The 20,109-nt window shown below is 60.4% G+C and carries 17 protein-coding genes; 2 read left to right on the top strand and 15 right to left on the bottom strand.

Features of this window, described 5'->3' with window-relative positions; genetic code table 11:
- Positions 1–158 precede the first annotated feature (158 nt).
- The 8 genes from glnT to FDG13_RS16315 all read right to left on the bottom strand — a co-directional run bounded on the left by glnT (position 159) and on the right by FDG13_RS16315 (position 10,394).
- A complete protein-coding gene (gene glnT / locus FDG13_RS16280; protein ID WP_180130130.1) occupies positions 159–1,490 on the bottom strand; it encodes a type III glutamate--ammonia ligase in 1,332 nt (443 codons plus the stop codon).
- Positions 1,491–1,569: 79 nt separating this feature from the next.
- A complete protein-coding gene (locus FDG13_RS16285) occupies positions 1,570–3,039 on the bottom strand; it encodes an aldehyde dehydrogenase (protein ID WP_180130134.1) in 1,470 nt (489 codons plus the stop codon).
- 60 nt (positions 3,040–3,099) lie between these two features.
- On the bottom strand, positions 3,100–3,960 hold the full coding sequence (locus tag FDG13_RS16290) for an ABC transporter permease (RefSeq protein WP_180130137.1): 861 nt from the start codon (positions 3,958–3,960) through the stop codon (positions 3,100–3,102).
- Positions 3,961–4,192: 232 nt separating this feature from the next.
- On the bottom strand, positions 4,193–5,095 hold the full coding sequence (locus tag FDG13_RS16295; protein ID WP_180130140.1) for an ABC transporter permease: 903 nt from the start codon (positions 5,093–5,095) through the stop codon (positions 4,193–4,195).
- A gap of 12 nt (positions 5,096–5,107) precedes the next feature.
- Positions 5,108–6,211 (bottom strand): ABC transporter ATP-binding protein, encoded by a 1,104-nt coding sequence (locus FDG13_RS16300; protein ID WP_180130144.1) that lies wholly within the window; start codon positions 6,209–6,211, stop codon positions 5,108–5,110.
- 97 nt (positions 6,212–6,308) lie between these two features.
- Positions 6,309–7,469: an extracellular solute-binding protein gene (locus FDG13_RS16305; RefSeq protein ID WP_370528239.1), complete on the bottom strand. Its 1,161-nt coding sequence runs from the start codon at positions 7,467–7,469 to the stop codon at positions 6,309–6,311.
- A gap of 91 nt (positions 7,470–7,560) precedes the next feature.
- A complete protein-coding gene (locus tag FDG13_RS16310) occupies positions 7,561–8,970 on the bottom strand; it encodes an aspartate aminotransferase family protein (RefSeq protein ID WP_180130148.1) in 1,410 nt (469 codons plus the stop codon).
- Positions 8,971–9,026: 56 nt separating this feature from the next.
- Positions 9,027–10,394, bottom strand: coding sequence for a glutamine synthetase family protein (locus FDG13_RS16315; RefSeq protein ID WP_180130152.1), 1,368 nt, complete (start codon positions 10,392–10,394; stop codon positions 9,027–9,029).
- Positions 10,395–10,566: 172 nt separating this feature from the next.
- Between FDG13_RS16315 and FDG13_RS16320 the strand changes: the two genes are divergently transcribed.
- Positions 10,567–12,042 carry a PLP-dependent aminotransferase family protein gene (locus FDG13_RS16320; RefSeq protein ID WP_180130155.1) on the top strand — a complete coding sequence of 492 codons (1,476 nt, stop codon included), beginning with the start codon at positions 10,567–10,569 and terminating at the stop codon, positions 12,040–12,042.
- Between the two features lie 79 nt (positions 12,043–12,121).
- Here FDG13_RS16320 and FDG13_RS16325 read toward each other — a convergent pair whose 3' ends face one another.
- The 6 genes from FDG13_RS16325 to cadR form a co-directional block, all read right to left on the bottom strand.
- Positions 12,122–13,426, bottom strand: a complete 1,305-nt coding sequence (locus tag FDG13_RS16325; RefSeq protein ID WP_180130158.1) for an FAD-binding oxidoreductase — start codon at positions 13,424–13,426, stop codon at positions 12,122–12,124.
- A gap of 9 nt (positions 13,427–13,435) precedes the next feature.
- Positions 13,436–14,356 (bottom strand): agmatinase, encoded by a 921-nt coding sequence (speB, locus tag FDG13_RS16330; RefSeq protein WP_180130161.1) that lies wholly within the window; start codon positions 14,354–14,356, stop codon positions 13,436–13,438.
- Between the two features lie 157 nt (positions 14,357–14,513).
- Positions 14,514–15,038, bottom strand: a complete 525-nt coding sequence (locus FDG13_RS16335) for a GNAT family N-acetyltransferase (protein WP_180130165.1) — start codon at positions 15,036–15,038, stop codon at positions 14,514–14,516.
- A gap of 64 nt (positions 15,039–15,102) precedes the next feature.
- A complete protein-coding gene (locus FDG13_RS16340) occupies positions 15,103–15,621 on the bottom strand; it encodes a ClbS/DfsB family four-helix bundle protein (RefSeq protein ID WP_180130170.1) in 519 nt (172 codons plus the stop codon).
- A 9-nt stretch (positions 15,622–15,630) separates the two neighbouring features.
- Positions 15,631–16,062, bottom strand: coding sequence for a GNAT family N-acetyltransferase (locus FDG13_RS16345; RefSeq protein ID WP_180130173.1), 432 nt, complete (start codon positions 16,060–16,062; stop codon positions 15,631–15,633).
- Between the two features lie 86 nt (positions 16,063–16,148).
- Entirely contained in the window at positions 16,149–16,580 is a 432-nt protein-coding gene (cadR, locus tag FDG13_RS16350; RefSeq protein ID WP_180130179.1) for a Cd(II)/Pb(II)-responsive transcriptional regulator, read from the bottom strand.
- 304 nt (positions 16,581–16,884) lie between these two features.
- Here cadR and FDG13_RS16355 point away from each other — a divergent pair, with 304 nt between their 5' ends.
- Positions 16,885–18,951 (top strand): heavy metal translocating P-type ATPase, encoded by a 2,067-nt coding sequence (locus FDG13_RS16355; protein WP_255435353.1) that lies wholly within the window; start codon positions 16,885–16,887, stop codon positions 18,949–18,951.
- Positions 18,952–19,023: 72 nt separating this feature from the next.
- Here the strand turns inward: FDG13_RS16355 and FDG13_RS16360 are convergent, their stop codons facing one another.
- Entirely contained in the window at positions 19,024–19,995 is a 972-nt protein-coding gene (locus tag FDG13_RS16360) for an alpha/beta hydrolase (RefSeq protein WP_180130183.1), read from the bottom strand.
- Positions 19,996–20,109 lie beyond the last annotated feature (114 nt).

Consider the following 20,109-nt stretch of genomic DNA (forward strand, 5'->3'; position numbering starts at 1 on the left):
TTATGTCTTATATAAGACATTTATTTTTACAATACAAATCAATGAGTTGCAGAGATATTTCTCAATGCAAAATGAAATTTTTCAACCGGAGTGATTTTTTTGGATCAACCGACCCCGTGATATCTCACAATGCAAAAGCAATTTTCTGTATTATGAAATTAGAACTGATCGACGTACTGTTGCAGCTCCCAGTCGCTCACGCTGGCCGCATAGGCTAACCATTCCTCGGTCTTGAGGGTGAGGAACTGCTGGCAAAAGGCCTCTCCCAGCGCCTGGGTCAGCGTGGTGTCCCGTGCCAGTGCCTGCAAGGCCGCTCCCAGATCCACAGGCAAGCGCTCGGGCATCACAGCGCCCGAGGCAAAACGCTCGTAAAGATCTTCATTGCAGGCGGTCGGCACCGGCAGGGCACTGTCGATGCCATCCAACCCGGCCGCCAGTGTGGCCGCAATGGCGGCGTAAACGTTGCACGAGGGGTCGGGCAGACGCCACTCCAGTCGACCGGCCACGGTACGGACCAGGCAAGTGCGGTTGTTGTCCCCAAACGCTTTCCAGACCGGTGACCAGGTCGTGCCCGAGACGCTGTGGCTCAAGGCCAGACGTTTGTAGCTGTTGACCGTGGGTGCACAGAGGGCCGTCAAGGCATCCGCATGTTGCAGCAAGCCCGCCACAAAACCATAACCCTGGGCGCTGAGCTGCAACGCGTCGGTGCTGTCCGTGAACACCGCCCTGCCCTGTTCGTCGGTGATGCTCAGGTGAAAGTGCAGCCCACTGCCCGGCGCACCAGCAAAGGGCTTGGGCATACAGCTGAAGATGCAGCCATGTTGCTCGGCGATGGCATGGGCCGTCAGCTTGAACAGCATAAAACGATCCGCCGCGGCCAGCGCGTCATCAAAGCTGTAATTGATCTCATACTGGCCGCAAGCGTCTTCATGGTCGATCTGCTGCAGCTCGAACCCGAGCTGGATCAGCGCCACACGCATGTCGTCCAGAAAACCCTGGTTGCGGTGGATCGACTTCAAGTCATACGAGGGTTTGTCGAGCCTGTCGTTTCCGTCCGCTGGCAACCAGCGCCCGTCAGCGCCCTTTTTCAGCAGGAAAAATTCGGGTTCGATCCCCACCCACAAGGTCCAGCCACGTTCTTTCAATCGTGCCAATTGGCTTTTGAGCAGCTGGCGAGAATCGGTGTCCAAGGGTAAACCGCCCGCATAACCGTCACACACCGCATGAGCTACCCCCGGCATGAACGACAAGGGGCGCAGGCTCTCGGGCTGAACGCGGCCGTAATACTCGCTGCGCGCGCCATAGCGCCCGAGACCGGTGCCCCAGATGCTGGGCCCGGCAAAACCAGCGCCCGTCTCGACCCACTCGCGCAGGTTGTGCAGTGGCACCAGTTTGCCCTTGGCCACACCGTGGATGTCACAGAACTGGGTCAGGATGGAGTGGATGCCGCGTGCTTGCAGATCGGCGATGAGTGTCTCGTAGTTGTTCATGGTCTTTTCGCCTTCAAGCCCTTATTTAAAAAGGGCTAAGAGCTACGCTAAATGTAGCAATACACTGGCAGGCTGCCAGTCACACCGGGCTGTCGATGCGAATCCAGGTGGTCTTGAGTTCGGTGTATTTATCAAACGCGTGCAGTGATTTGTCGCGCCCGACACCACTTTGTTTGAAACCACCAAATGGCACGGTGATGTCGTCCTCGTCATACTGGTTGACGTGTACGGTGCCCGCCTTGAGCGCGCGCGCCACACCATGCGCCTTGTTGATGTCGCGCGTCCAGACAGCCGCCTGCAAACCATACACGCTGGCGTTGGCTTGGCGCACCACCTCGGCCGCGTCGGTGAAGGACAACACCGAGAGCACCGGGCCAAAAATCTCTTCGCGGCAAATGGTCATACCCGGATTGACCCCGGCAAAGATCGTGGGCTGCACATAACAGCCGCCGGTCTCGCTCAGCGCCTGTTCACCGCCGAACAACAAGCTAGCACCTTCCTTTTTGCCACTGTCCACATAACGCAGCACGGTCTCCATCTGGGTTTTGTCAACGATGGCGCCCATGATGGTGTCGGGGTTCAGAGGGTTCGCCGGCAAATACTTGGGTGCCAGCGCCAACGCTTTTTCAAGGAACTTGTCCTGGATGCTGGCTTCCACAAACAGGCGCGAGGGTGCGTTGCAGCTTTCACCCTGGTTGAAGAAGATGCTGCCCACTGCCGCTTCCACCGCTTTGTCCAAATCCGGGCAGTCGGCAAACACGATGTTGGGCGACTTGCCGCCGAGCTCGGTCCAAGCGCGTTTGAGGTTGCTTTGCCCGGCCATCACATGGATCTGTTTACCCACGCGGGTCGAACCGGTGAAACCGATGCAGTCCACTTCCATGTGCAAAGCCAATGGCGACCCGGCCTCTGGGCCATAACCGGGGACCACGTTGAACACACCGGGCGGAATGCCGGCTTCGAGCGCGAGTTCGGCCAAGCGCAACGCGGTCAGCGGTGATTTTTCACTGGGTTTGAGCACCACCGAGTTGCCTGCCGCCAACGCCGGAGCGATCTTCCAGGCGGCCATGATCATCGGGTAGTTCCAGGGCACGATCACCCCCACCACCCCCATCGGTTCGCGCTGGATCAGCGCCAGCGCGCAACTGGCGGTGGGCGCAATCTCGTCATAGATCTTGTCGACCGCCTCGCCATACCAGCGAAGGCAGTTGGCCGCGCTGTTGACGTCGACCGCACGGGCGTATTTGATGGGTTTGCCCATGTCCAGGGTTTCCATCAAGGCCAGTTCTTCGGCATGGGCCAGCAACTGGTCGGCAAACTTGATCATCACGCGTTTGCGCGCTGCGGGTGCCAAGCCACACCAGCGTTTGTCCTCAAACGCGGCGCGTGCTGCGGCGACCGCCGCATCCACATCAGCCTGGCCACAACGTGCCACTGTCGTGAGGCGACGGCCGTCCACGGGTGACAGGCAGTCAAAGGTCTGGCCATCCAGTGCCTCGACCCGTTTGCCGTTGATCAAAGCGCGGCCGTCATAAGAGCTGATTGACATTTTGATACCTCAAAATAAATAGCATTCAGCCCAATTTGGAAAAGGGCTAGAGGCCAAAAACTACTGACCCTGCAGGGCCACCAGCTCAGCCCGCGTGGCGGCGGCAATTTCGCGTTCACGTTTGCGCGTCTGGCGCGCCACCCAGACACTGTAGGCGATCACCACCACCGTCACCGACACAATCAGCAAGGTGGCTGCTGCGTAAATGGTCGGGTTGATGCCGCGCCGGGCGTAGCCAAAAATCACCTGCGGCAAGGTGTTGACCCCCGGGCCGGACAAGAACTCTGAAATCACCACATCGTCAAACGACAAGGTAAAGGCCAGCAGGAACGCAGCCAAAATGGCCTGCAGGATGTTGGGCATGGTGACCAGAAAAAACACCTGGAACGGCTTGGCACCCAGGTCCATGGCGGCCTCTTCAATCGAGCGGTTCATCTCGAGCAGGCGCGACTGGATCACCACCATGCCATAGGCCATGCCCAGCAGCGTGTGGCCCAGCACAATCGTCAACATGCCACGCTGTGGCCAGCCAAAGGCGTTCTGGATGCCTACCATCAGCAGCAACAAGGACAGGCCAATCACCACCTCGGGCATCACCAACGGCGCATTCACCATGCCGGAAAACAGGGTGCGACCCCGGAAACGGCGGTAACGCACCAGCACAAAAGCGGCAAAAGTGGCCATCACCGCAGATGCCAGCCCGGAGGCGGTCGCCACCTGAACCGACAACCAGAAGCCTTCCACAATCTTGGTGTCTTCGGTCAGCGCCTGGTACCAGCGCAGCGAGAAACCTGTGAAATTGGCGTCCTGGCGGGTGCTGTTGAAGGAAAACACCACCATGAACATCAAGGGCAGGTACAAAAACAGGAAGACCAGCGCCATCCAAAACTTGCCGATGTACTTTGCAAGAAACTGATTCATTTGGAAGCCCTCAAAATGGCAACTGCATCCATGCACTGACGACCATAGCCCCCTGCCATCCCATTCGAGAAACAGGCATCAGCAGCGACTAGCGGCGTGTGTTGGGTGCCTGACGTAGCGAAATAAAGGAGGAGGCTTGGGGGAACCCCAAGCCGGGGGACATTCGCGGAGTTAGGCACACAGCGCACGTAGCGGGTTAAAACTGAAGAGACAAAACGGCTCAGGAAGGGTGTCACTTCTCGTCCCCGGTGTAGTGGTAATAGATGGCCAAGGGAATCACGATCAGGCCAATCATCACCACCGCCAGCGCCGAGGCGCGGGGCCAGTTGTTGCTGGTGAACATCTCGTCCCACACCACCCGGCCAATCATGATGTTCTCCGGCCCACCCAGCAGCGACGGGATCACAAACTCACCCACACAAGGAATAAACACCAGCATGAACCCGGCAATGATGCCCGCCTTGGAGAGCGGCACGGTCACCAGCCAGAAGGCCTTGAAAGGCGACGCCCCCAGATCGTGGGCAGCCTCCAGCAGCCGGAAGTCCATCTTCACCAGGTTGGCATACAGCGGCAGCACCATGAATGGCAGGTAGACATAGGTCATGCCGACCAGCATCGAGACATTGGTGTAGAGCATCTGGATCGGCTCGGAGATGATCCCCAACGCCATCAGCAGTTGGTTGAGCACACCCTGGTCCGCCAAAATCCCTTTCCAGGCGTAAACCCGCAACAAAAACGAGGTCCAGAACGGCAGCATCACCATCATCAGCAAGGCCGGGCGCAGCTTGGCGTCTGATCTGGCGATGAAATAGGAAAACGGGTAACCAATCACCAGGCACAACACGGCCGTACACAAGGCATACCAGATCGAGCGCAGATAGGCCTCGATATAAATCGTCTGGAACACCTGCCCACCGTCAGCCGAGCGAAAAATCGACCAATAGTTCTCATATTTGAGATGCAGCAGACCAGATTCCTGGTCCCAGATCGGTTTGAACGGCGAGATGTCGTTGCCCATGTCCACAAAACTGATGTAGAGCAGGATCAGGAACGGCAGCATAAAAAACACCAGCAGCCAGACATAGGGCACGCTGATGACAAAACGGCGGCCGGGCATCGGAATCGTGAGAGCCATGACAACCTCCCTTCAGTTGCGCAAGATCAGGGCGTCGGTGTCATCCCACCAGAAAAACACATCGTCTTCCCAGGTGATGTCCAGCAGCTCCAGGTGGGAGCCATTGGGCTCGGTGATCTTGATCTTGTGCCCCTGGGGCGTGACCACGATGTAGGTGTTGTAGGCACCAAAATAGGCAATTTCCTTGACCCGCCCCCGAAACAGGTTACGGCTCAGCCCCGCAGGCGCTTGTTTGCCAATGCTGACCTTCTCGGGCCGCACCGCCACCGCCACCGGCATGCCCACGGTGCCGCTGATGCTGTGACCCACGTGGATTTCACCAATGGGGGTTTCGGCCGCGCAGTGGTCGGTCTCATCCACACTGAGCTTGCCGTCCAGCAGGTTCACGCTGCCGATGAAGTCCGCCACAAAACGGTTGCGCGGGTACTCGTAAATCTCCTGCGGTGAGCCGACCTGCAGCACCCGGCCTTTGCTCATGACAGCAATTCGGCCGGCCATGGTCATCGCCTCTTCCTGGTCGTGGGTCACCATGACACAGGTCACACCGACCTTCTCGATGATGTTGACCAATTCAAACTGGGTCTGTTCGCGCAGTTTCTTGTCTAAGGCACCCAGTGGTTCGTCGAGCAGCAAGACCTTGGGCTTTTTGGCCAGGCTGCGTGCCAGCGCCACCCGCTGCTGCTGCCCGCCCGAGAGCTGGTGTGGCTTGCGCTTGGCATAGGGCGCGAGCTGCACCAGGTCCAGCATTTCACCCACACGTTGTTTGATGTCCTCTTTGGCCAGGCCCTCGCGTTTGAGGCCAAACGCGATGTTTTCCCAGATGTCCAGATGCGGAAACAGCGCATACGACTGGAACATCATGTTGAACGGTCGTTCATACGGCGCCAGCGACGCCACATCTTTGCCACCGAGCAGAATCCGGCCGGAGGTGGGTTTCTCAAAACCCGCCAGCATACGCAGCAAGGTGGACTTGCCGCAGCCCGAGCTGCCCAACAGCGCAAAAATCTCGCCCTGTTTGATGGAGAGGTTGACCTCGTCCACCGCCAGCGCCTCATCAAAACGCTTGACCAGTTGCTCGGTCACCAGGTAATTGTCTTTGGACCCGCCAGTTGCCATGTTTAAACCTTTGTGATGCCTGCCTTGCGGCCATTAAAAAGGGCTGCCTATACCCAACAGTACAAACAGCCCCGAGAGACTCGCAAGAAACAGGTGTTTATTTGCCTTTTTTGAAGCTGTTGTACACCGTGGACATGGCTTCGCGGGCTTCGTTGGTGAAGCTGCTGGGCGGAATCATCTTGGGCATATAGTCAGCCGCCACAAATATCGACGGGTTGCCTGCAATTTCAGGCTTGATTTTGTCTTTGGCCGCCAAATTGCCACTGTTGTAGGTCATCTCATTGGCCATGGCCGCGCCGTTTTCAGGGCGCAGGAAGAAGTCAATGAAGGCCATCGCGTTCTGGGGATGTTTGGCATCTTTGGTGATGGCCATGGTGTCAGCAAACATCAACGCACCCATGCTGGGCAACAAAGCAACAATTTCATCCTTGGAGCCGTTTTCCTTGGCACGTGCCGCAGCGATGTTGATGTCACCACCCCAGCCAATCACGACGCAAGCCTTGCCACCGGAGATGTCGTCGATCATGGTCGAGCTGAACAGGCGCACATCCTTGCGCACCTTGGCCAGCATCTCGGCGGCCAGCTTGTAGTCAGACGGGTCGTTGGAATACGGGTCTTTGCCAATGTAGTGCAGAGCCACCGGAATGATCTCGGTGGGTGAATCCAAGTATGCAATGCCGCAAGACTTGAGCTTGCTGCTGTACTCGGGTTTAAACACCAGGTCCCAGGTGTTTTCAGGCATCGGGGTCTTGCCCAGGGCTTTTTCCACCTTGGTTTTGTTGATACCCACGGTGGTGAAGCTCCAGGCCCAGGGCACCAGGTGTTTGTTGTCGGGGTCAGCCTTGGTCAACACCGACATCACAGCCGGGTCCAGGTTGGCCAGATTCGGGATCTTGGCCTTGTCCAGCGGCTGTAACAAACCACCTTCAATTTGGGGTTTGGCAAACACCGAGCCAGGCACCACGATGTCGTAACCGGTGTTGCCAGCCACCAGCTTGGCGTGCAAGGCTTCATTGGTCTCAAAGGTGTCGTAGTTGACCTTGATGCCGGTTTCTTTCTCAAAAGCTGCCAACATACCTTCAGGGATGTAGTCTGGCCAGTTGTAGATGTTGAGCACCTTTTCCTCAGCGGGCTCCGGGGCGGGTGCACTGGCCACAGGCGCAGGCGTCGTCACGGGTGCCGGCGGCTCCTCTTTTTTGCCACAAGCGGCCAACACCAGCGCCGACAGCGCGAAGGTCACCAGGTACTTTTTCATCATGAACAACACTCCAAAGAGAAGAAGGAAGTTAAGGGAAGCGTGAGTTTATAGCTAGCAAAAAGCACACCAACACCCAATGCACCAAAAACACTCAAATTAATCCTTTTTGGTGCAAGTCCTGCTGGGTCAGGTCCAGCGCCTGCTGGATCAGGCGCAGCAGTTCGTCGATGTCGGCGTGGGTCATGGTCAAAGGCGGTGCAATGATCATGCGGTCACCCACGGCACGCATGATCAGCCCGTTGCGGAAACAATGGCCACGGCAAATCATGCCGACCGCGTCATCGGGGTTAAAACGCGCCTTGGTCTGTTTGTTCTTGACCAGCACCAGGCCGGCCACAAAACCGCAGGTTTCGGCATCTCCCACCAGCAGGTGATCCTTGAGCGCCAGGAATCGCTTGGCAAAGTAGTCCCCCATCTCACCACGCACCCGTTGCGGCAGCTGCTCTGCCTCCATGATGTCCAGGTTGGCCAGAGCCACCGCACAAGCCACCGGGTGGCCGCTGTAGGTGTAGCCGTGGTTGAACTCACCGCCCTGCTCAATCAGCACCTTGGCCACACGGTTCCCCACCATCACCCCACCCAGCGGGATGTAACCGCTGGTCACCGCCTTGGCAAAGGTCACCAGATCAGGCTTGTAGCCAAAACGCTCGTAGGCAAACCAGTGACCCAAACGGCCAAAGGCGCAGATCACCTCGTCGCTGATCAGCAAGATGCCGTATTTGTCGACGATGCGCTGGATTTCGGGCCAATAGGTGGCAGGCGGGATGATCACCCCACCGGCGCCCTGGATCGGCTCGGCAATAAAAGCCGCCACCTTGTCGGGGCCCACTTCCAGAATCTTGTCTTCAAGCCAACCCGCAGCCCGCACACCAAACGCGTCAGCACTTTCACCAGGCTGGCCGTCTTCAAAAAAGTAAGGCTGACCAATGTGGGTGATGTTCGGGATCGGCAAGTCACCCTGCGCGTGCATGCCACTCATGCCACCGAGTGAAGCCCCGGCCATGGTGCTGCCGTGGTAGGCGTTGTGGCGGCTGATGATGACCTTGCGCTGCGGCTGATCCAACAAATCCCAATAACGGCGCACCATGCGCACATTGGAGTCATTGCTCTCAGAGCCGCTGCTTGAGAAAAACACATGTTCAAAACTGCGGTCGCCCACCTTGGGCGCCAGCGCGGCGAGCCGGGTGGCGAGCTTGACCGCCGGCACATTGGTGGTTTGGAAAAAGCTGTTGTAAAACGGCAGGGTCATCATCTGCTCATAAGCGGCCTCGGCCAGTGCCTTGCGGCCATAACCGACGTTGACACACCACAGACCACTCATGGCATCCAGCAGTTTCTCACCTTCGGAATCCCAGATGTAAATGCCGTCGCTGCGGGTGATCACACGCGCACCACGGGTGGCCAGATCACCATGGTCGGTGAACGGGTGGATGAAGTGGGCGCTGTCGAGCGCCTGGATCTCGCGGGTGCCCAACTGCTCAGCGGTGTGGCTTGTGTTCATGGTTCACATCCTTATGAAAAAATGGGTTCTAGCCCTTTTATATCAAGGGCATACAGCTATACATGCAATAGCAAATGTTCACGCTCCCAGGGTGAGATCACTTTCATGAACTCCTCAAACTCCAACTCTTTGATCTCGGAGTAGACGGTGATGAACTCCTTGCCCAGCACCTCGTGCAGGTCGGACTCGCGGCGCAACCAGTCCAACGCTTCGCCCAAACTGCGCGGCAAGGCATAGGGTGACAAATAGGCGTCACCTCTCATCTCAGCCTTGGGTTTGATCTTGTTCTTGAGGCCCAGGTAACCGCAGGCCAGGGTCATCGCCAGCGCCACATAGGGATTGGCGTCGGCACCAATCACCCGGTTTTCAACGCGACGCGCGGCGGGCGACGAGATCGGGGAGCGGATACCCACGGTGCGGTTGTCATACCCCCACTCGATGTTGATCGGAGCCGCAGTGTTGCGCGACAGGCGGCGGTAGCTGTTGACATACGGTGCCACCAACACCATCGCCGCCGGGATGTAGCGCTGCAGCCCGCCGATGTAATGCATGAAGGCCTCCGACGGTGTGCCGTCGGGATTGCTGAAGATGTTTTTACCAGTGTCCTTGTTCAGAATGCTCTGGTGCACATGCATCGCGCTGCCGGGCTCACCGGCAATCGGCTTGGCCATGAAGGTGGCGTACATGTCATGGCGCAGGGCCGACTCACGCACCGTGCGTTTGAACAAAAACACCTCGTCGGCCAGGCCCAGCGGCTCGGCATGGAAGAAGTTGATCTCCATCTGGCCCGCGCCAATTTCGTGGATCAAGGTGTCCACATTGAGCTCCATCTTGTCGGAGTAGTCGTAGATTTCTTCGAACAGAGGGTCGAACTCGTTGACTGCGTCGATGCTGTAGGCCTGGCGCGAGGTCTCGGCGCGGCCACTGCGGCCAATCGGCGGGCGCAGCAAGGTGTTGGGGTCGGTGTTGCGGGCGGTCAGGTAGAACTCGAGTTCGGGCGCCACGATCGGCTGCAGGCCTTCTGCCGCAAACAGATCACACACCCGGCGCAACACGCTGCGTGGCGCAAACGGCACCAGGTTGCCATGGTTGTCAAAACAGTCGTGGATGACCTGCGCGGTCGGGTCGGTCGCCCAGGGCACGATGCGCACGGTGCTCGGGTCGGGGCGCAGCTGCATGTCTTTGTCGGTGGGGTCGATCACGTCGTAATACGGGCCGCTCTCAGGGAACTCGCCGGTCACCCCCATCGCCACCACCGACTGCGGCAGGCGCATGCCACGGTCTTCGGTGAACTTGCCACGCGGCAGGATCTTGCCACGCGCGACACCGGTCAAGTCAGGCACCAGGCATTCCACCTCGGTCACCCGACGTTCGTTCAGCCATTGCTCCAAATCATTGAAATTCATCGATTTTTTGTCAGTCATGGAACTCTCCTGAATCAGTCTGTACTCGGTTGAACACAGTCTTCTGGCACATTGTGGGGGCTGAATTGGCTCAAAATCAGGGCCATTTGATTCAAATCAAAGGTACCACTTGCTAAAGTGGTACCCACGACCCCTAACCCACTGTAACCCGGCTTTGACCCGCCAACGCCCCATGTTGTCCGAATTCCTGCTGAGCGAACTCAGCCGCCTGAACCCGCAAGACCGGCTGCCATTACACCGGCAGTTGTACGAGGCGCTGCGCCGCGCCATTCTGGAGAACAAGCTCAGCCCGGAGGAGCGCCTACCCTCCAGCCGCAACCTGGTGCAGGACCTGGGCCTGTCGCGCAACACCGTGGTCGCGGCCCTGAACCAGCTCACGGTCGAGGGGTATCTGGTCAGCCGCGTGGGCAGTGGCACCTTTGTCAGCGCCAAGGTGCCGCAGCGCCAGCGTCGGCCCCTGCGCCAGAGCAGCCACCCGGCACAACAGCTGTCACACCGCGGCCAGGCGCTGGGCAAACACTTTTGCGCCAGCGAGCTGGAGATCCAGCCCTTCACCCCGGGCATTGCCGACTTCAGCGCGTTCCCGGTGGCGCTGTGGCAGCGCCTGCAGAACAAACACTGGCGCATGACCTACCCCGACATGCTGGACTACAGCAGCAGCGGTGGTTACGCCCCGCTGCGCCGTGCGGTGGCCGACTATCTGCACATGTTTCGCAGTGTGGCGCTCGATCTGGACCAGGTCATCATCACCAGCGGCACCCAGGAGTCGCTGGAGCTGTGCGCGCAACTGCTGGCTGACCAGGGTGACACCGTCTGGCTGGAAGACCCGGCCTACTGGGGCGCGGGCAAAGCCTTCATGGCCACCGGGCTCAAAATTCACCCGGTGCCGGTCGACGAACAAGGCATTGCGCCCCAGGCAAGCGACCGCCACGCCCCCCCCAGACTGATGTACGTGACCCCCTCACACCAGTACCCGACCGGTGCGGTGATGTCGCTGGAGCGGCGCCACCAGATCCTGTCGCTGGCCAATGAACACCAGGCCTGGGTGCTGGAGGACGACTACGACAGCGAGTTCCGTTTCAGCGGGCCACCTATTGCCTCGCTGGCCGGGCTCGACACCCAGGGCCGGGTGCTGTACCTGGGCTCGTTTTCCAAGGTGCTGTACCCGGGCCTCAAGCTGGCGTATGTGGTGGTGCCCAAGGGGCTGGCGGCGGCGTTCAAGGCTGCCCACTACGACCTGAACCGCCCGGGCCAGATGCCGGTGCAGGCGGCATTGGCCGAGTTCATCGACATGGGCCACTTTGCAGCTTGCCTGCGCAAAGCACGCCAGAGTTACGCCCAGCGCCGCCACTGCCTGCTCGAAGCCTTGCAGCCCTGCCTGGGCCCCAACGCGCGCATCACCGGAGCCGAACAGGGCTTGCACCTGTGTGTGCGCCTGCCCGACCACCTGGATGACCAGGCGCTGGCCCGGCAACTTGGCAAGCTCGGTCTGGTGGTGCGACCCCTGTCGGCCTACTGCCTCAAACGCCGCGACCTGCGGGGACTGGTGATTGGTTATGGCTACGCACCGCTGGCGCAGATCCAACGGTTTGGGCCGGTGCTGGCGCAGGTCGTACAGCATGCTCTGGCCCACCGGCTCACAGCTTGAGTGCCTGCGCTGCCTGTAAGATCACTTTATTTTTGATAGCTATCAGCCCTTATCAAACAAAGGCCAGAGCACAAAAACATCAGAAAGCGTCGCGCAAGCGGTGGTACAGCGTGCCCAGCACCAGGCTGGGGGTGCGCAACAGCGGGCCACCCGGGAACGGCAGGTGACGCAGCTTGGCAAACACATCAAAGGACTCGGCCTGTCCGGCCACGGTCTGCGCCACCAGTTGTCCGGCCAGACCGGTCAGCGCCACACCGTGGCCGCTGAAACCCTGCAGGTAATACAGGTTGTCACCGAGGCGGCCAAAGTCAGGCGCGCGGTTCATGCTGATGTCCACAAACCCGCCCCAGACATACTCAATGGGCGCGGTTTTGAGCTGCGGAAAAATCTGCCCCAGGCGCTGCGTCATGGTCTCATTCAGGTTGGCAGGCGTGCGCGTGGTGTAGCTCACGCGCCCACCAAACAACATGCGGTGGTCGGCGCTGAAGCGGTAGTAGTCCAAAATGAAATTGTTGTCACACACCGCGGCGTCGCTCGGAATCAGCTGGCGGCACAGATCCGCGCCCAATGGGGCTGTGCCAATGATGTAGGTGCCCACCGGCATGATGCGTGCGTTCAACTCCGGCGCCACCTCCGGGCCAAATTCGGGCAAGGCATAGTTGCCCGCCAGCACACCAAAACGTGCCGTGACGCTGCCCTGGGCTGTGTGTGCCGTGAGTGTCTTGCCACGCTGCAAGCGCAGCACCGCGCTGTGTTCACAGATCCGCACCCCCAGGCTTTGGGCGGCTTGTGCCAGACCCAGGCCGTATTTGAGCGGGTGTACATGGCCCGACACCGACTCGAACGCGCAGGCCGCATAACGTGGGCTCTGGATAAAACGCTGCACATCGGCGCCAGTGGCCACCTCGCTGGCAAAACCATAGTCTGTGGCCATGGCAGCGGCGTCCGCTTCAAGCGCGCGGGCCTTGCGCGGGCAGTCCGCCACATGCAAATAGCCTTTGACCAAATCACAGTCGATGCCAAAGTCGCGCACCCGCTCGTCCACCAGGCGCACCGCGTCCAGCGACATGTCCCAGGCCCGGCGCGCCAGATCGGGGCCGAGCTGTTGTTCGAACACCTCCTGCCCACTGGCGTAACCCACAATCACCTGCCCGCCGTTGCGCCCGGAGGCACCGCTGCAGATCCGGTCAGCCTCCAGTACCACCACCGAATACCCCCGGCGCGCGAACTCGATGGCGGCCGACAGACCGGCAAACCCTGCCCCCACCACCAGCACATCCACCGACAGACTCTCATTGAGCGCAGGCTGGACTGCGGGCCGCGTGACGCTGGCTTCGTAATAACTGTTCTGGTTCAGCTGGGTATCCGAATTGAGCAACGCCATGTCGTCCTCCTATACAACACGTTTGGCCACCTGGCCACACAGATAGGTCCAGACGAAGCTGGCCGCTGCGGTGCTGGTGAGTTCGGCGTGGTCGTAGGCCGGAGCCACCTCCACACAGTCCATGCCCACCATGCTGAGCGTGCTGAGTTCTTCGAGCAGCGTCAGCACCTGCGAGCTGGTCATTCCACCGGGCTCCGGCGTGCCAGTGCCGGGCGCAAACGCCGGGTCCAGGCAGTCGATGTCGAGTGTCAGGTAACACGGGCGATTCCCGATGCGCTCGCGGATCTGCGCCACCACTGGCGCAAGCCCCGCACCGTCCAACCCGCGCAGGCTGCGTGCGTCAAAAATCAGCCCGCCCTGGTCTTGCACATACTCACGCGCTGCACGTTCACCACTGGAGCGCAGGCCAATCTGGACCGTGTGTTGCGGGCTGACCAGGCCTTCCTGGATCGCCTCATAGGTCCAAGTGCCGTGGCCCGAGGGTTCACCAAAGTGGTCAACCCAGGTGTCGCAGTGGGCATCAAAATGCACCAGCGCCAGCGCACCAAACTGGGCGTGCGCGGCGCGCAACAGCGGCAAAGTCACCGAATGGTCACCGCCCAGAAACACGCAGTGGTGCTGCGCCATCAGCGCGGCCGCCTGCGCCTGGATCTGCTGGCGCACCTCCACCAGCGGTGAGGCGTTGGGCAGGGCCATGTCGTAGCCGTCCCCCAGGAACCCCAGCGGTGTCACATTGAAGTACGGGTGGATGCCGTCACACAACATCAGGCTGGCGCTGCGAATCGCTTGCGGGCCAAAACGAGCACCGGGCCGGTTGGTCACCGCGCCGTCAAAAGGCACACCCACCAGCGCAAAAGGCTGCGCCGCCAGTTCGGGGGCCGCGAGAAAACGGCTGGTCTGGGCCGCGTAGGCAAAACGGATAGCAGTCATGGGTGGGTCCTTGCAACAAAAAATTTCTGGCGGATCTCAGGCAGAAACAAGCGCCTTGTGCGTGGCACCGTAGTGTCGGCAATTCAGAAGCAGCCGAAGGTGCCAATTTGGCACGCCAGTGGCAATCCACTGGGCCATGCTGTAGCCCGATTCAGCCCTAAGACAACACAAGCGAAGCCGCTTGTTCAGACAACACTTTGCTGAGCACCACGCTGCGGTACACCTTGCCCGTCCACTGGACCGAACTCACCGGCAGATAACCCAGGCTGGTGTAAAGCTTGATCAGGTGGGTGGCCTGCTCAGCGGTGTCCATCGCCAGTTCGCAAAAACCCTGCTCGGTGGCCCACTGTTCACAGACTTGCAACAAGGCCCGCCCAATGCCCTGCCCCTGCAGGCCGGGGGCCACCGCAAACTGGTGCACGGCCGCTACGCCCGGCCGGGTGAAATAGTCACACTCGTTGGTGGCATAGGTTGGCTTGACCACCACCGTGCCCACCAGTTGGCCATCCAGCTCGGCCACATAACACTGGCCGCCTGCGATGCGCTCGGCGGTCACTTCAGGGCTCTGGTCCACCGATGTGTAGTTCAGGCCCATCGCACCCAAACGGGCGTAGGCGGCGTGTAACAGCTCGGTGAGTTCCAGCAGCGAATCGCTGGTTTGCAGCTTGCGGATCGAATACATGGCAAAACAAAAAGAGGATTGAGAAAAAAGCCCTTGGCCCAGTGCCCAAAGCACCGGTGTCTGGTCACAGGGTGGGTGTTGCCAGCCGTGTTTTTTGCCACTTTCTGAGCTTGGCGCGGGCGCTGTCATAGGGGGCGATGGTGTTGACCTGAAGCCATTTCACCACCGGCCACTTGGCACCCGCCCACTGGCGTTGCCCGACACTGAACAAAAAAGTGTCACTGCTGGCAGCGATGAAGGCACGCAAGTCCGATGCCAGGGCATCGAATTGCGCCAACAACTGCGCCGCAGAAACATCCCGCGACCGCAGGTAAAAGGACTGGGCCAGAGCCCCCAACTGGTTCCACTTAAAACCTGGCGCGGGCATCTCGACCGGTTGGCCCGCCTGCTCAAGCGCCTCCCACTGCAACACAAGCCGACCCCAACCAATCTGGTAGGCGATGAGCTCACACAGGCTCATCCCGCCTTCGAGTTGCGGCGCACGGCTCAGTTCATCGGGCACGCGGGTGATCTCTTCGCGCAGCTTGTTGTACGCCGTGTCAAAACGGCTCAGAAGTTCTTGTTGGCTGGTGGGCAAAGGCATAACAAACCGTCAGTCAGGAAAAACATGCCCGCGCTCAATGGCCTGCGCCGGGTTCTCAAACACCGCCATGGCGGTGCGCATACGAAGAAATCCGAATTTTTGATAAAACCCCTCTTTGCCGGGCACCGCGTACAGCAGGATCTTCTTGTGGCCAGCTGAGAGGCCCATCAGGCGCTGGACCACCTCTTTGCCCAGGCCCAAACCCTGGTGCGAGGGTAACAGTGCCACATCACAGATGTAGCTGGTGTCCACACCGTCGGCCAAGGCCCGCCCGGCCGCCACCAGCTTGCCATCCTCATAAGCGAAACAGTGGTAACGGCTGTTGGTAAAAACGATTTCCAGATCCCTGGCGTTTTTATTGCCCAGCGGGGCCACGCGGTACAGGTTTTCCAGTTCCTGCCAGTCCAGGGCGGCGAGGGACTCAGACCAAACAATTGCCACAAATACTCCTGTTGATGGGGGACGGACGGGTTGAACGGACTTGGCCAGCGGATGGTTCATCGGTTTGTTAAAACCGGCTGCCGGCCCTATCCCAAATGGGTATGCCGCTCTGATTTTGGCTCGGTTTCCATCGCTGCCAAGCCGTGCAGGATGCCGCAACTCGCCACCGCCTGCTCCGACTGGCAGCGCTGGCGCAAATCGGTGAGTTGTTGTTTGAGCTGGCAGAGTTCACGGATGCGCTCTTCCACATGGGCCATGTGCTCGTCAAACACCGCGTTGACCGCACCACAGTCTTGCGCCGGGTGGTCCACCAGGCTCAGCAAGGCATGGATTTCCTCGTGGCTCATGCTCAGGGCACGGCAGTTGCGGATAAAACGCAGGCGCTCCAGATGCTGTGGCCCGTAGACCCGGAAATTGCCCGAGGTGCGGCCTGGCTCGGGCAACAGCCCTTCTTTCTCGTAATAACGCACGGTCTCGACCGTGCATTGCGCCACCTGCGCCAATTCACCTATTTTCATGATGGGCACTCCAAAGAATCACTTGACTCTATAGTAACTTCAGCTTGCCTAATACAGGACAACACTCTTGAAAGCCTGTATGCCGCCGCTGGACACACCCCATTCACACAACCACAAACATGGTCACGATCACACCCATGATCAAGGACATCATCACCATGGCGAATCCAATGACCATGGATGCGGCAGCGGCGGGGCCTGTTGTGGTGGTGCGCACGCCAGCCAAACACCTTTGATACCGATTGCCGCCAGCCAAACATTGGCAGATGGCCAACTGGTGCAGACGCCCATCCGTATCCTGCAAATGGACTGCCCCACCGAAGAAGCCCTGCTGCAGAAAAAACTCGGTGGACTCGCCGGGGTCAGCCACCTGGACTTCAACCTGATGCAGCGTGTCTTGACCGTCACCCACGCACCTTCCGCCATCGAACCCATTCTGGACGCGGTGCGCTCCCTGGGCTTCACACCCGATCTGGCCAGTAGCGCAACAGCGCAGGAGGAACCCGCACCAGAGCCGAGTAAACCCTGGTGGCCGCTGGCCCTGGGTGGCTTGGCCGCTTTGGGCTCCGAAGCCCTGCATTGGTCAGGCGCACCCCCCTGGCTGGTGGCGACGCTGGCCCTGGTGGCAGTGTTGGCCAGTGGTCTCAGCACGTACAAGAAGGGCTGGATTGCGGTGCGCAATGGCAACCTCAACATCAACGCCCTGATGAGCATCGCTGTCACCGGCGCGCTGCTGATTGGCCAGTGGCCCGAGGCCGCGATGGTGATGGTGCTCTTCACCTTCGCCGAGCTGATCGAAGCCAAGTCGCTGGACCGGGCACGCCACGCCATCCGTGGCCTAATGCAGCTCACGCCTGAGCGCGCCACGGTGTTGCAAGCTGACGGCAACTGGCTGGAGGTCGAGGCCAAGTCGGTGCCCGTGGGCGCCCAGGTGCGCATCAAACCCGGTGAACACATTGCACTGGACGGGCGCATCCTCAGCGGGCGCTCCAGCATCAACCAGGCACCGATCACCGGCGAGAGCCTGCCGGTAGACAAAACGGTGGGGGACGAGGTGTTTGCCGGCACGCTCAACACCTCGGGTTCGTTTGACTACAGCGTGACCGCCGCCGCCAATGACAGCACCTTGGCCCGCATCATCCATGCGGTGGAAGCCGCCCAAGGCGCCCGGGCGCCGACCCAGCGTTTTGTGGACCAGTTCGCCCGCATTTACACCCCGGTGGTGTTTGCCTTGGCACTGCTGGTGGCCGTCTTACCACCTTTGCTAACCGGCGCAGACTGGCTGGACTGGGTCTACAAGGCGCTGGTCTTGCTGGTGATCGCCTGCCCCTGTGCGCTGGTGATCTCCACCCCGGTGACCATCGTCAGTGGTCTGGCAGCGGCGGCACGCAAGGGCATCCTGGTCAAAGGCGGTGTGTACCTGGAACAGGGGCGCAAGCTGACCTGGCTAGCCCTCGACAAAACCGGCACCCTGACCCATGGCAAGCCAATACAGACCGATTTTGTGGTGCTCAACGGGTATGACGAGACCCATGTGCGCAGCCTGGCCGCCAGCCTGGCCCAACGCTCTGACCACCCAGTGTCACGCGCCTTGTGGGAGGCGGCGCAGCGTGACGGTGTGGCCCTGCGCGAGGTGAGCCACTTCGAAGCCCTGCCGGGACGCGGCACCCAAGGTGTCATCAACGGCAAGCTCTACCACCTGGGCAACCACCGACTGATCCACGAACAGGGGCGCTGCTCTGACGCGCTGGAGGCCCGGCTGTCGGCTCTGGAAGAACAGGGCAAAACCGTCATCCTGCTCACCGATGAGCAGCAGGTGCATGGCCTGTTTGCGGTGGCCGACAGCCTCAAGGACAGCAGCCGCGAGGCTATTGCCGAGTTGCATGCGCTGGGCATCCAAACCCTGATGCTGACCGGTGACAACGCCCACACCGCACGGGCCATTGCGGCGCAAGCTGGCATCACTGAGGCACGCGGTGACCTGCTGCCCGAGGACAAACGCCAGGCCATTGAACAACTGATCGGCCAGGGTGGTCTGGTCGGTATGGTGGGGGATGGCATCAACGATGCACCGGCGCTGGCACGCGCCGACATTGGTTTTGCCATGGGTGCGGCGGGCACCGGCACCGCGATCGAGACCGCCGACGTGGCCCTGATGGACGACGACCTGCGCAAACTGCCGCGTTTTGTGCGCCTGTCGCGCGACACCCACAACCTGCTGGTGCAGAACATCGTGCTGGCGCTGGGCATCAAGCTGGTGTTTCTGGTGCTGACGCTGAGTGGCAACGGCAGCATGTGGATGGCGGTGTTTGCCGATGTGGGTGCCAGCCTGCTGGTGGTGGGCAACGGGTTGCGACTGTTGCGCAAATGACGCAGAGGCTTGAGCCTGCTCAGTGCCGCTGCGGCCTTCCTCCTGCGCCAAACAAGCGGTCAGCGACCGGATTTAGCTTGCCCCAAAGACCTGTTTGAGCGCACGTGCGGCCGCTTGATGGGCTTGGCGTGCCTCGGGAATGGCGCGACCCATTTTCACGAACTCGTGCACCACACCGCGGTACAGCTCCAGGTCCACCGCCACACCGGCAGCGCGCAGGCGGTCGGCGTAGAGCAGGCCCTCATCCACCAGCGGATCACATTCGGCCAGACACACCCAGGCTGGCGCCACACCCGCCACATCGTCGGCCAGCAGCGGCGCAAAACGCCAGTCGTCGCGGTCGGCCGCGCTACGCAGGAACAGTTTGAAAAAGTAGTCGATATGGGCCTTCTCCAGCAGGAAACCCTGGCCAAAAGTCTTGTGTGAGGGCATCTCCTGCCGCGCCGAACAGCCCGGGTAAATCAGCAACTGCAGCGCCAGCGGCAAACCCGCATCCCGCGCCTGCAGCGCACACACCGCAGCCAGCGTGCCACCGGCACTGTCACCGCCCACGGCGATGCGCCAGGTGTCCAGGCCGACCTCCGCGCCCTGCTGAAACACCCATTGCACCGCGTCCCAGGCGTCATCAAAGGCGACCGGAAAAAGAAACTCGGGCGCCAGCCGATACCCCACCGACAACACCGCACACTGCGCCAAATGGCTCAAGCTACGGCACAGGCTGTCGTGGGTGGCGATGCTGCCCACCACAAAACCACCGCCATGAAAAAACACCAGCACCGGCAGCGGCGCGCCTTCAGCCTGAGCGGGCGCGTACAAACGCACGGGCAGCTCATACCCATCACGCGTGGGCACCGTGAAGCTCTCCACACGGGGCAGCTTGACCGGGCTGATCTCCAACACGTTGGCACCCACTTCATAAGCCAGACGCGCCTGGGCCGGGCTCAGCGCATGCAAGGGCAACTTGCTGGCGCGGGCCATGCGGTCCAGCACACCATGCATGGTGGGGGTCAGCAAACTGCGGGGATTTCGGTGGTGGTGGGGCATGGAATCAGGCGCGTAGCAAAGCAATGGGGCGCGATTGTCCTGCCAAAGTGGCAAGGTGTTGGTGGGCCGCCTGGCGTGGTACGGTGATGGCCAGGGAAGCCAACCACCACCTCG

Source organism: Rhodoferax sp. BLA1 (assembly GCF_013416775.1).
In the GTDB taxonomy this organism is placed as follows: Bacteria; Pseudomonadota; Gammaproteobacteria; order Burkholderiales; family Burkholderiaceae_C; genus Rhodoferax.

Bases quoted from the DNA above. Each gene is read 5' to 3' on its own strand.
- FDG13_RS16290 (WP_180130137.1), bottom strand. From the start codon at position 3,960: ATGAATCAGTTTCTTGCAAAGTACATCGGCAAGTTTTGGATGGCGCTG.
- speB (WP_180130161.1), bottom strand. From the start codon at position 14,356: ATGACTGCTATCCGTTTTGCCTACGCGGCCCAGACCAGCCGTTTTCTC.
- cadR (WP_180130179.1), bottom strand. From the start codon at position 16,580: ATGAAAATAGGTGAATTGGCGCAGGTGGCGCAATGCACGGTCGAGACC.
- FDG13_RS16285 (WP_180130134.1), bottom strand. From the start codon at position 3,039: ATGTCAATCAGCTCTTATGACGGCCGCGCTTTGATCAACGGCAAACGG.
- FDG13_RS16355 (WP_255435353.1), top strand. From the start codon at position 16,885: ATGGACTGCCCCACCGAAGAAGCCCTGCTGCAGAAAAAACTCGGTGGA.
- FDG13_RS16335 (WP_180130165.1), bottom strand. From the start codon at position 15,038: ATGTATTCGATCCGCAAGCTGCAAACCAGCGATTCGCTGCTGGAACTC.
- FDG13_RS16305 (WP_370528239.1), bottom strand. From the start codon at position 7,469: ATGATGAAAAAGTACCTGGTGACCTTCGCGCTGTCGGCGCTGGTGTTG.
- FDG13_RS16295 (WP_180130140.1), bottom strand. From the start codon at position 5,095: ATGGCTCTCACGATTCCGATGCCCGGCCGCCGTTTTGTCATCAGCGTG.
- FDG13_RS16300 (WP_180130144.1), bottom strand. From the start codon at position 6,211: ATGGCAACTGGCGGGTCCAAAGACAATTACCTGGTGACCGAGCAACTG.
- FDG13_RS16340 (WP_180130170.1), bottom strand. From the start codon at position 15,621: ATGCCTTTGCCCACCAGCCAACAAGAACTTCTGAGCCGTTTTGACACG.
- FDG13_RS16360 (WP_180130183.1), bottom strand. From the start codon at position 19,995: ATGCCCCACCACCACCGAAATCCCCGCAGTTTGCTGACCCCCACCATG.
- FDG13_RS16320 (WP_180130155.1), top strand. From the start codon at position 10,567: ATGTTGTCCGAATTCCTGCTGAGCGAACTCAGCCGCCTGAACCCGCAA.
- glnT (WP_180130130.1), bottom strand. From the start codon at position 1,490: ATGAACAACTACGAGACACTCATCGCCGATCTGCAAGCACGCGGCATC.
- FDG13_RS16325 (WP_180130158.1), bottom strand. From the start codon at position 13,426: ATGGCGTTGCTCAATTCGGATACCCAGCTGAACCAGAACAGTTATTAC.
- FDG13_RS16310 (WP_180130148.1), bottom strand. From the start codon at position 8,970: ATGAACACAAGCCACACCGCTGAGCAGTTGGGCACCCGCGAGATCCAG.
- FDG13_RS16315 (WP_180130152.1), bottom strand. From the start codon at position 10,394: ATGACTGACAAAAAATCGATGAATTTCAATGATTTGGAGCAATGGCTG.